Origin of the sequence: Salinigranum sp. (assembly GCF_041641895.1) — an archaeon.
Classification (GTDB): Archaea; Halobacteriota; Halobacteria; order Halobacteriales; family Haloferacaceae; genus Salinigranum.
Map to the genome: position 1 here is coordinate 19,719 of NZ_JBEPXO010000030.1, position 8,711 is coordinate 28,429.

The 8,711-nt window shown below is 70.5% G+C and carries 13 protein-coding genes; 8 read left to right on the top strand and 5 right to left on the bottom strand.

Annotation, left to right across the window (positions count from 1 at the left end; translation table 11 throughout):
* The first annotated feature begins 65 nt into the window (after window positions 1-65).
* The gene (locus tag ACESK5_RS08420) at window positions 66-227 is read left to right on the top strand and encodes a hypothetical protein (RefSeq protein WP_372911113.1); all 162 of its coding nucleotides are present in this window, start codon (window positions 66-68) and stop codon (window positions 225-227) included.
* Between the two features lie 20 nt (window positions 228-247).
* Here ACESK5_RS08420 and ACESK5_RS08425 read toward each other — a convergent pair whose 3' ends face one another.
* Entirely contained in the window at window positions 248-766 is a 519-nt protein-coding gene (locus tag ACESK5_RS08425; RefSeq protein WP_372911114.1) for a DUF5817 domain-containing protein, read from the bottom strand.
* A 54-nt stretch (window positions 767-820) separates the two neighbouring features.
* Here ACESK5_RS08425 and ACESK5_RS08430 point away from each other — a divergent pair, with 54 nt between their 5' ends.
* The 3 genes from ACESK5_RS08430 (at window position 821) to ACESK5_RS08440 (ending at window position 2,421) form a co-directional block, all read left to right on the top strand.
* Window positions 821-1,171 carry a cupin domain-containing protein gene (locus tag ACESK5_RS08430; protein ID WP_372911115.1) on the top strand — a complete coding sequence of 117 codons (351 nt, stop codon included), beginning with the start codon at window positions 821-823 and terminating at the stop codon, window positions 1,169-1,171.
* A gap of 248 nt (window positions 1,172-1,419) precedes the next feature.
* Window positions 1,420-1,893, top strand: a complete 474-nt coding sequence (locus ACESK5_RS08435; RefSeq protein WP_372911116.1) for a hypothetical protein — start codon at window positions 1,420-1,422, stop codon at window positions 1,891-1,893.
* Window positions 1,894-2,022: 129 nt separating this feature from the next.
* A complete protein-coding gene (locus tag ACESK5_RS08440) occupies window positions 2,023-2,421 on the top strand; it encodes a hypothetical protein (protein WP_372911134.1) in 399 nt (132 codons plus the stop codon).
* 23 nt (window positions 2,422-2,444) lie between these two features.
* On the opposite strand, the gene ACESK5_RS08445 is transcribed toward ACESK5_RS08440, so the two are convergent.
* The gene (locus ACESK5_RS08445; protein WP_372911117.1) at window positions 2,445-3,347 is read right to left on the bottom strand and encodes an ADP-ribosylglycohydrolase family protein; all 903 of its coding nucleotides are present in this window, start codon (window positions 3,345-3,347) and stop codon (window positions 2,445-2,447) included.
* A gap of 105 nt (window positions 3,348-3,452) precedes the next feature.
* Between ACESK5_RS08445 and ACESK5_RS08450 the strand changes: the two genes are divergently transcribed.
* Complete coding sequence (locus ACESK5_RS08450; protein WP_372911118.1) at window positions 3,453-3,878, top strand: VOC family protein; 426 nt, start codon at window positions 3,453-3,455, stop codon at window positions 3,876-3,878.
* A 112-nt stretch (window positions 3,879-3,990) separates the two neighbouring features.
* On the opposite strand, the gene ACESK5_RS08455 is transcribed toward ACESK5_RS08450, so the two are convergent.
* A complete protein-coding gene (locus ACESK5_RS08455; protein ID WP_372911119.1) occupies window positions 3,991-4,716 on the bottom strand; it encodes a sugar phosphate nucleotidyltransferase in 726 nt (241 codons plus the stop codon).
* A 138-nt stretch (window positions 4,717-4,854) separates the two neighbouring features.
* Between ACESK5_RS08455 and ACESK5_RS08460 the strand changes: the two genes are divergently transcribed.
* Window positions 4,855-5,067, top strand: coding sequence for a YgaP-like transmembrane domain (locus ACESK5_RS08460; protein ID WP_372911120.1), 213 nt, complete (start codon window positions 4,855-4,857; stop codon window positions 5,065-5,067).
* Between the two features lie 90 nt (window positions 5,068-5,157).
* Here ACESK5_RS08460 and icd read toward each other — a convergent pair whose 3' ends face one another.
* On the bottom strand, window positions 5,158-6,420 hold the full coding sequence (gene icd, locus ACESK5_RS08465; RefSeq protein WP_372911121.1) for an isocitrate dehydrogenase (NADP(+)): 1,263 nt from the start codon (window positions 6,418-6,420) through the stop codon (window positions 5,158-5,160).
* A 129-nt stretch (window positions 6,421-6,549) separates the two neighbouring features.
* Between icd and ACESK5_RS08470 the strand changes: the two genes are divergently transcribed.
* On the top strand, window positions 6,550-7,440 hold the full coding sequence (locus ACESK5_RS08470) for an isoaspartyl peptidase/L-asparaginase (protein ID WP_372911122.1): 891 nt from the start codon (window positions 6,550-6,552) through the stop codon (window positions 7,438-7,440).
* A gap of 122 nt (window positions 7,441-7,562) precedes the next feature.
* Here ACESK5_RS08470 and ACESK5_RS08475 read toward each other — a convergent pair whose 3' ends face one another.
* Window positions 7,563-8,228, bottom strand: a complete 666-nt coding sequence (locus ACESK5_RS08475; protein ID WP_372911123.1) for a helix-turn-helix domain-containing protein — start codon at window positions 8,226-8,228, stop codon at window positions 7,563-7,565.
* A 107-nt stretch (window positions 8,229-8,335) separates the two neighbouring features.
* Here ACESK5_RS08475 and ACESK5_RS08480 point away from each other — a divergent pair.
* Window positions 8,336-8,711, top strand: a 376-nt coding sequence (locus ACESK5_RS08480) for an NADH-quinone oxidoreductase subunit C (protein ID WP_372911124.1), incomplete at its 3' end; no start/stop codon positions are given.

Consider the following 8,711-nt stretch of genomic DNA (forward strand, 5'->3'; position numbering starts at 1 on the left):
CTTTTTCGGCTCACGCCCGTCGCTCGTCACGCGTCCGTCGGTGAGCACCGGCGGACGCGTCCACCATGACGACCGACAGTTCGCGCGGTGCGCCCGACGCCGCCACGGCCGACGGGACCGGAACCGACGACTACCGGCGGGCGGTCCTGACGCTCCGGGTGCTGAAACTCGCTCTGGGCGTCCTCGTCTCCGCCCTGACCGCCCTGCGGTTGCTGGGCGTCGTGTAGAGACACGAGGGACGGGACGGTCAGAGCAGTCGGTACCGACCGCGGCTCTCCGAAACCTCGCCGCGACGGGTGAGTTTCTCCAGGAGGTCCCGGGCCGCGTCCGCGGGCACGCCGTGCTCGGCCGCGTAGTCGACGACTGCGTCCTCGTCCGGTCGCTCTCCCTGCCGGATGGCGTCTCTGACGATTTCGTCGCGGGTGCGTGACCGGGACTCCTCGCGGCCGGCCGCGGCCACCTCGTCGGCGTCGAGGCCCGACCCCTCCAGATACTCCCGGTCGTCGACGGCCGGCTCCTGTGTCCGAGCCTCCATCTCTGCGACGGATTCGAGATTCGAGAACGCCTCCGACGCGCCCTGTTTCCGCGCGAGGAGTTCGGCCCGTGCCTGTCGGGCGGTGTCGCGGTCGTCGGACTCGAAGAAGCGTTTCAGTTTCCGCGTCTGGTGGCGGCGACTACAGCGGGGACACTGCGCCGACGCCGACGAGTCGGGATCAGCGAGGAGCCACAGCGCCGCACAGTCGGTGCAGCCGACGACCGCGTACATACCACGCGCTGGGACGTCCGTACGCTTATATCGCTCGCCGCCGGGCGGGAGACCATGGAGCGCGTTCCACTCGCGGACGTCGAGGCCACCGAGGCAGTCGGCGGCGTCCACCTGTCGCAACTGGCCGCCGGAACGGAGATGAGCGTCCAGCACTTCCGCATCGAACCCGGCGCGACGGTCCCCGAACACAGCCACCCACACGAACAGACCGGGTACGTCACGGCCGGGACGCTCACGTTTCTCGTCGACGGCGAGGAGTGCGTCGTCGAGGCGGGCGACTCGTACGCCATCCCGGGCGACGAACCCCACGGGGCGGAGAACCGCGGCGACGAACCGGTCGAGGGCGTCGACATCTTCGCGCCGCCGCGGGTGGACCCCGACTGGGACGGCCGGGACGAGGGCTGAGTCGACGACTCGGCACCACCAGTCGACGACCCGGCACCACCGGTCGACGACTCGGCACCACCAGTCGACGACTCGGACGAGACGTCGCCTCGTCGGTCGGCCGACCGGGACGTCGCCTGACACGTATTTACGTCCGGATGAACGAGTAGCGGTATGCAGCGACGGCCGACGTGGGTCGGCGCAGAGGGCCCCTCCACCACCAGCCGAGGCCGGCACCGACCGCGGCGACTGCCCGAGGGGGACGAGCGATGGCGCTGACGGACGTCCCCTCCGCCGCCAGCGACCTGAACGTCCGCTACCGGCGACACCGACGCGGGGCGTGGGCGGCCGCACTCACCTGGGGCGTCGTGGTCAGCGCCCTCCACTTCGCCGGTCTCGCGTACGGCATCTACAGCGAGCTCTGGTGGTGGGACCTCCTCACCCACTTCACCTCGGGGTTCGGTGTCGCCGCGCTCCTCTACCTCGCCTGGACCGAGGGGTTCCGTTCCCGGATCGGCCTCTTCGTCGTCCTCCCGGTCTGTGTCCTCTGTATCGGGACGTGGTTCGAGGTGTACGAGCGCCTGTTCAAGGACTTCTGGTACGGCTGGTCGAACGCGTTCTACCTCGAGGACACGGCCATCGACCTCGTGGTCGACACGCTCGGCGCCGTCGCCTTCGGCGTCGTCCTCCGAACGTACAGCCGCGTGCGGCGTTCGCGAGCGAGCGACCGTCGCCAACCCTGATAACTAGGGGGAACGCTTTTTCCCCCTGCTCGATGTCGAGGGAGTATGCGCTCTCCATCCGGCGCGCTCGCCCGCTCGGTCCAGTGGGTCGAGGCGTTCAGCCGACGCCGGGCGCTCCGGCCCACGGAGGTGTACGCAGTGGGCGGCTTCGGCGTCGCAGTCACCGGTCTCCACTTCGCCAGCATGGGACTGTTCCTCTACTCGAAAATCTGGTGGTGGGACGTCCTGGTCCACGCGCTCTCGGGACTGGGCGTCGCCGCCGTCCTCTACGTCTACCGGCCACGGCTGGCCCGCGGCCCGTTCGCCGTCTTCGTCGTCCTCCCCCTCCTGGTGCTGGCCATCGGGACGTGGTTCGAGGTGTACGAACGGCTGTTCACCGACTTCTGGGTCAACTGGTCGCGCGCGTTCTACCTCGAAGACACCGGCGTCGACCTCGTCGCCGACACCGCCGGCGCAGTCGTGTTCTCCGTCTTCATCTGGGTGCGTGCCCGCCTGTGGGGTCACCCGGCGGACCGCCCGCGGCTCTGAGACGCTGCGGCGGCAGCGCGCGGTCAGCGCGTGGCGAGTCGGGTCGCGAGCGCGCGGAGTTCCGAACGGCCGTCGAGTTCGGCGAGCCATCGCTCCGGGAGCGCGCTCGCGCCGAACCGCGCACCGACGACGGCACCCGTGACGGCCCCGACGGTGTCGGCGTCGCCACCCATGTTGACGACGTCGACGAGCGCCCTCTCGGGGGAGTCGGCGTGGAGGCCGTGCCACAGTGCGGTCTGGAGCGTGTCGACGACGTAGCCCGTCGAGCGGAGCGTCGAGGGGTCGAGGTCACCGGTGACGACGGGACGGAGCGCGTCGTCGAGCGCCGCGGTCGGGTCGAGCCAACCCAGCGCGTCCGAGAGCGGGTCCGCCCGACCCACCAGCAGTCCGGCGAGCGTGAGGTTCAACACGGCACAGCCGGCGGTACAGCGTGGGTCAGCGTGGGTGATTCGCGAACTCGTCTCGCTCGCCTCGACCAACTGTGAGTGGTCGTCGGCGAGGGCGACGGCGAGCGGTGGTGCGCGCATCACGCTCCCGTTTCCGGCGTTCGACCCCTCCGGCGACTCCTCCCACACCCGCTGGCTGGCCGTCTCCCACGACTCGCCGTCGCGGATGCGCGAGAGCGCCTTCGCGGTCATGTTGCCGACGTCGAACGGGCCCGCGTCGTACCACGCGACGAACCGCTCCGCGACGTCGTCCGGGTCGAACCCCCCACAGTCGACGAGACTCCGGGCGAGACACAGCGCCATGTCCGTGTCGTCGGTGACGGTGCCCGCGGGCTTGCCCCACGTCCCGTTCGCGAGCATCTCCGTCACCTCGCCGTACTGTGCGAGGATGCGCGCCGGCGTCTCGAACTCGATCGGCCGGCCGAGCGCGTCGCCGCAGGCGAGGCCGAGCAAGACCCCTGCGGTGCGGTCCTCGTCCATACCAGATAGCTGTCCGCACGTGTCAAAAAACACGGGGAAGCCGTCGGACGGGCTGCGGACGCCGAGACCGAAACCGGTATCCGACGACCGGCCGGTTCGTCGGTCATGTCGGAGCTTTCGGCTCACCACGTCGGTCTCACCGTCGAACGACTCGACCGCGCGGTCGACTTCTACCGCGACGTCCTCGGCCTCGACGTCGTCTCGCGCTTCTCGGTCGGCGGCGAGGCGTTCGCGACGGGCGTCGGCGTCGACGGCGCCAGCGCCGAGTTCGCCCACCTCGACGCCGGTGGCGTCCGGGTCGAACTCGTCTCGTACGACCCCGAGGGCGACCACGTGGCGGACTCGACGGTGACGGTGAACCAGCCCGGTGCGGCCCACGTCGGCCTCTCGACGGCCGACCTCGACGCGTTCTACGAGTCGCTCCCCGACACCGTCGAGCCCCAGAGCCCGCCACAGCGGACCGAGAGCGGCACGCGGATACTGTTCCTCCGGGACCCCGAGGGGAACCTCGTCGAGGTACTCGAAGCGTAGCGGGGCGGAGCGGACTCGCGCAGCGTGGAACGGAGCCGAAGGGCGGCGCAGAAGGGGACGGCGCGCGACGGTCGGCAGCCCGCCGGACCCGACCGACGCGGCGACGACCCCCTCACTCGCGCCGCAGCAGCGACTCGGCCCGCGTCCGGTCGGCGTCGGTGTTCACGTTGACGCACCAGCCGTCCAGGTCGACAGTCTCGACCCGGCCACCGTCGTCCAGAAGCCAGTCGACTGCGGCCGTGAGTTCGTACTCGCCGGTCGGCGAGGGGCCGATGGCGCGACACGCTCCGAAGATGCGCGGGGAGAACGCGTAGAAGCCCCGCGGGACCGTCGTCGACGGCGGGTCGTCGGGCTTCTCGACGAGGCCGGCGACGTTCCCCTCGTCGTCGAACGCGACGACGCCCGTATTCGCGGCGTCCGCCCGAGACACCTCGTCGACGAGGAGCGTCGCGTCCGCCCCCGCGTCCCGGTGCCGGGCGACGACGGCCGCGAGGTTCGCCCGGCAGACGTTGTCGCCGTTCAGGACGACGAACGTCTCGTCGGTGTCGAGAGCCATCCGCGGTTCGGCCGCGAGCAGGGCGTCGGCGAGTCCCGCCCGGTCGGCCTGGGAGGCGTAGGTGACCGAGACGTCGCCGAAGCGGTCCCCGTAGTACGAGACGATTTGCTCGCTCTCGTAGCCGACCACCACGACGAGTTCGTCGACGCCGAGCGCACAGAGCGTCTCGAAGCAGTGCGTCAGGAGCGGTTGGCCGGCCACCTCGACGAGCCCTTTCGGTCGCTGGGCCGTGCGTGGACGCAGACGGGTTCCCGCTCCCGCGGCGGGCACGACGCCGTACATGCACTGCGGTAGCACGGCGAGCGCGTTAAACGTCCGGGGGTGGTCGGGGCGTAGCCCGTGCAGTGCTGGTCCCGGGCACGTGAGGTCAACCCCGCGAGCGGCCGTCGGCGTTATGTCCACCCGCGCCAACCCCCGTGTATGCTCGAACGCAACGTCGGTGGCGTCGACAGACTCGTCCGCGCACTGGTGGCCGTCGTCCTCACGGTCGTCGCAGTGAGTGCGCTCCGGTCGGGAAACCGTTCGCTCGGCGTCGTCGCCGCGCTCGGGGCGGTTGGGGCCGGGTTCAACGCGACGACGTGTTTCTGCGGCGTGAACGCCGCGCTCGGACTCGACACGACCGGGGACGAGTAGAGGGAGTGAGGGCGCGAGGGTTCGGTCGCCGGGCGACGGAGAGACGAAAGAACGGAACGTGAGCTGAGCCGTCGTGCGGTCGCAGCCGGGTTACGCCAGTTCCTCGATGTGTTCGCAGACCGCGTCGGCGAACTCGCTGGTTGCGACCTTGGTGCCGCCCTCGATCTGGCGGTGGAGGTCGTACGTGACGGTGCCGGAGGAGATGGTCGCCTCGACGGCGTCCTTGACGAGGCTGGCGGCGTCGTTCCAGCCGAGGTACTCGAGCATGATGCGGCCGGAGAGGATCATCGCGGTCGGGTTGACCTTGTCCTCGCCGGCGTACTTGGGCGCGGAGCCGTGGACCGGTTCGGCGAGACAGCGGCCGTGGCCGAAGTTGCCGCCCGGGGCGATGCCGAGACCGCCGATCTGTGCGCCGGCGGCGTCGGACATGTAGTCGCCGTTGAGGTTCATCGTCGCGATGACGTCGTAGTCACCCGTCCGGGTGAGCAGCTGCTGGAGCATGTTGTCGGCGATTCGGTCGTTGACCACGAGCGTCCCCTCGGGCGCGTCGCCGTCGTACTCCTCCCAGAGTTCGTCCTCGGTGATGACCTCGTCGCCGTACTCCTCGTCTGCGACCTCGTACCCCCAGTCGCGGAAGGCCCCCTCGGTGAACTTCATGATGTTCCCCTTGTGGACGAGCGTGACCTTCTCGCGGTCGTTCTCGAGCGCGTAGTCGATGGCCTCGCGGATGAGGCGCTTCGACCCGAACTCCGAGATGGGCTTGATGCCGATGCCGACCGGACCGTCGTGGATGGTCGAGTCGAAGCCCATCTCCTCCTCGACGAAGTCCCGGACCTGCTCGGCGTCGTCGGTGCCGGCCTCCCACTCGATGCCGGCGTAGACGTCCTCGGTGTTCTCCCGGAAGGTGACCATGTCCATCTGTCCCGGGTTCTTCACGGGCGAGGGGACGCCGTCGATGTGGTAGGTGGGGCGGACGTTCGCGTAGAGGTCGAGCTTCTGTCGGAGCGCGACGTTCAGCGAGCGGAAGCCAGCGCCGACCGGCGTCGTGAGCGGACCCTTGATGGCGACGCGGTGGTCGCGGATGGCGGAGACGGTGTCCGCGGGGAGGTTCTCGTCGTACATCTCGCGGGCGGAGGCCCCGGCGTAGACGCGCATCCACGCGATCGAGCGACCCGTGGCTTCGGCGGCCGCGTCGAGCACCTGCTGGGCCGCCGGCCCGACGTCCGTCCCGATACCGTCGCCGTGGATGATCGGGATGATGGGGTTCTCCGGTACGTCGAGTTCTCCGGTCTCTTCGTCGGCGAGTGTGATCGCCTCGCCTTCTTCGGGGACCTCGACCTTGTCGTAGCTCATGAACAACCCTGGATTTCCGTAGCTCACTAAAATGCCTGCCGTTCTCCGTCCGCGAACTGACACCGAACGAGAAGGACTGCCGATCGAGGAGAGCGCCACCCTTTAGCACACCGCCCGACAGGAGCGGGTATGCACGTCATCGTCCACGGCGGAGCCGGTCGTGCACCGGCCGCACCGGCGGAGCGTGGAGCCGTCCTCGACGAAGCCGCTGGCACCGGTGCGACGGCGGAGACACCGCTCGCGGCGGTCGAGACCACCCTCCGAACCCTCGAACGCGACGACCGGTTCAACGCCGGCCGTGGGAGCGCCGTCCAGGCCGACGGCGTCGTGCGCGTCGACGCCGGCGTGATGACCTCGCAGCGGGAGGTCGGTGCCGTCGCCTCGCTCACCGGCGTCGAACACCCCGTCTCGGTCGCCCGTGCCGTCTGCGAGGAGACGCCGCACGTCCTGCTCGCCGGCGACGGAGGGGAGCGGTTCGCCGAGAGCGTCGGCGTCGAGACGGACGTCGACCTGACGACCGAGGCGACCCGCGAGCGGTTCGCGGCCGCCGACCCGCCACGGGAACCCGGCGGACAGGTCGCGTGGGTCCGCGACCACTTCGGCGACGACGCGGGCGGGGCGGACCCCACCGTCGGAACGGGGACGAGCGACCACGACACCGTCGGGGTCGTCGCGGGCGACGGCGAGCGGTTCGCGGCGGCGACGTCGACCGGCGGACGGTGGTTCGCGCTCGCGGGGCGCGTGGGCGACGTCCCCCAGGTCGGGTCCGGCTTCTACTGTTCGCCCGCCGGCGGCGCCTCGGCGACCGGTGCGGGGGAGGACATCGCCCGGACGACGCTCGCGCGTCGCGCCGTCGACCGCCTCGACGACGGCGACGACCCGCAGGCGGCGGCGGAGTGGGCGCTCGATCGGTTCGAGCGGGAGACCGGGTCGACGGCGGGCCTCGTCGTGCTCTCGGCGGGCGGCGTCGGCAGCGCGTACAACAGCGAGGCGATGCAGACGGCCGTCGCCGAGCGGTGAGCGGGAAGCAGTGACGGGGGCAGGGAGCGGTGACGGAGAACGGGAAGCGGTGACGGTGAACGGAGAGTCTCGAACGGCGAGCAGTGAACGGAGAGCGCCGACTCGGCCACGCCCGCGTCCGGTCACAACCGCCGCTCGGTCGCCCGGGACATGATTTCGGCCTCGGCTTTCCGGAGATGTTCGGCGGCCGTCGCGGTCGAACAGTCGAGCACCTCGGCGACGTCCGCGACCGACCCCTCCCGACGCGCCCCGTAGTAGCCGACGTCGACGGCGGCGTCGACCGCCGCACGTTGCCGCGCCGTCAATCGGAGCATCGGGTCGACGGCGCCAGCGTCGTACGGCCGGACGGAGCGCACGTCGACGGCGACGTCCGCCGGCGTCTCCGAGACGGCCGCCTGCACCGCCTCGGCGGTGCCGACGAGGGTGAGCGTCATCGACCGGTCGCCGTGGTACGTCACGGGCGGGACGACCACGAGACTCTCACCCCGGTACGTCGCCAGGAGCTCCCGGTCGGCCTCCCGCAGGTCGTCGCGGACGTAGACGTAGAACGACCCCTCCTCGCGGACCGACACCTCGGACTCGACGACCGACTCGACCGACGCGAGCGCGTCCGCGTACGCGTCCGGTCGCTCCCCCGCCACGTGGAATATCATCGAGATCGTCCCGTCGCCGCTGGCGTTCCAGTGCAACAGGTGGCTCCGGGAGAACGACTCGTGACGGCAGACGAACGCGTGCATCGGGTGAATCGTCGTCTCGTCCAGGGTGAGGCGGAGCCGGAGGGTCTTCATCGTCCGGACGTGTCGCGGGCGGATAATAAACGGCCTCACTCGTGTGGCAGAACGGCCAGGATCGACCCACGCGAACGACCGGATGCCCTGCTGGAGACCCCCCGACCATGGCCGACGCATCCCCCGCTCTCGACCGCCGGACAGCCGACGCGACACCCGCCGAAGACGCCGACGACCTCGAAGCACTCGTTCGGGAGCACGTCGTCACGCGCGACGACCATCTGAACGCGCCCGGCTTCGAGATCCGTCCCGACGCCGTCCAGGACGTGCTCTCGACGCTCCGGGACGAAGCAGGCTTCGACCACCTCTCGTGCGTCACGGCTCAGGAGTACGAGGACCGCTACGAGACCATCTACCACCTGACCTCGTACGACGACCGGACGCGCGAGGCGAGCGTCGTCGTCCCGACCGCGAAGGACGCCCCGAAGAGTCAGACGGCCGAGCCGGTGTTTCGGACGGCCGACTGGCACGAGCGCGAGGCGT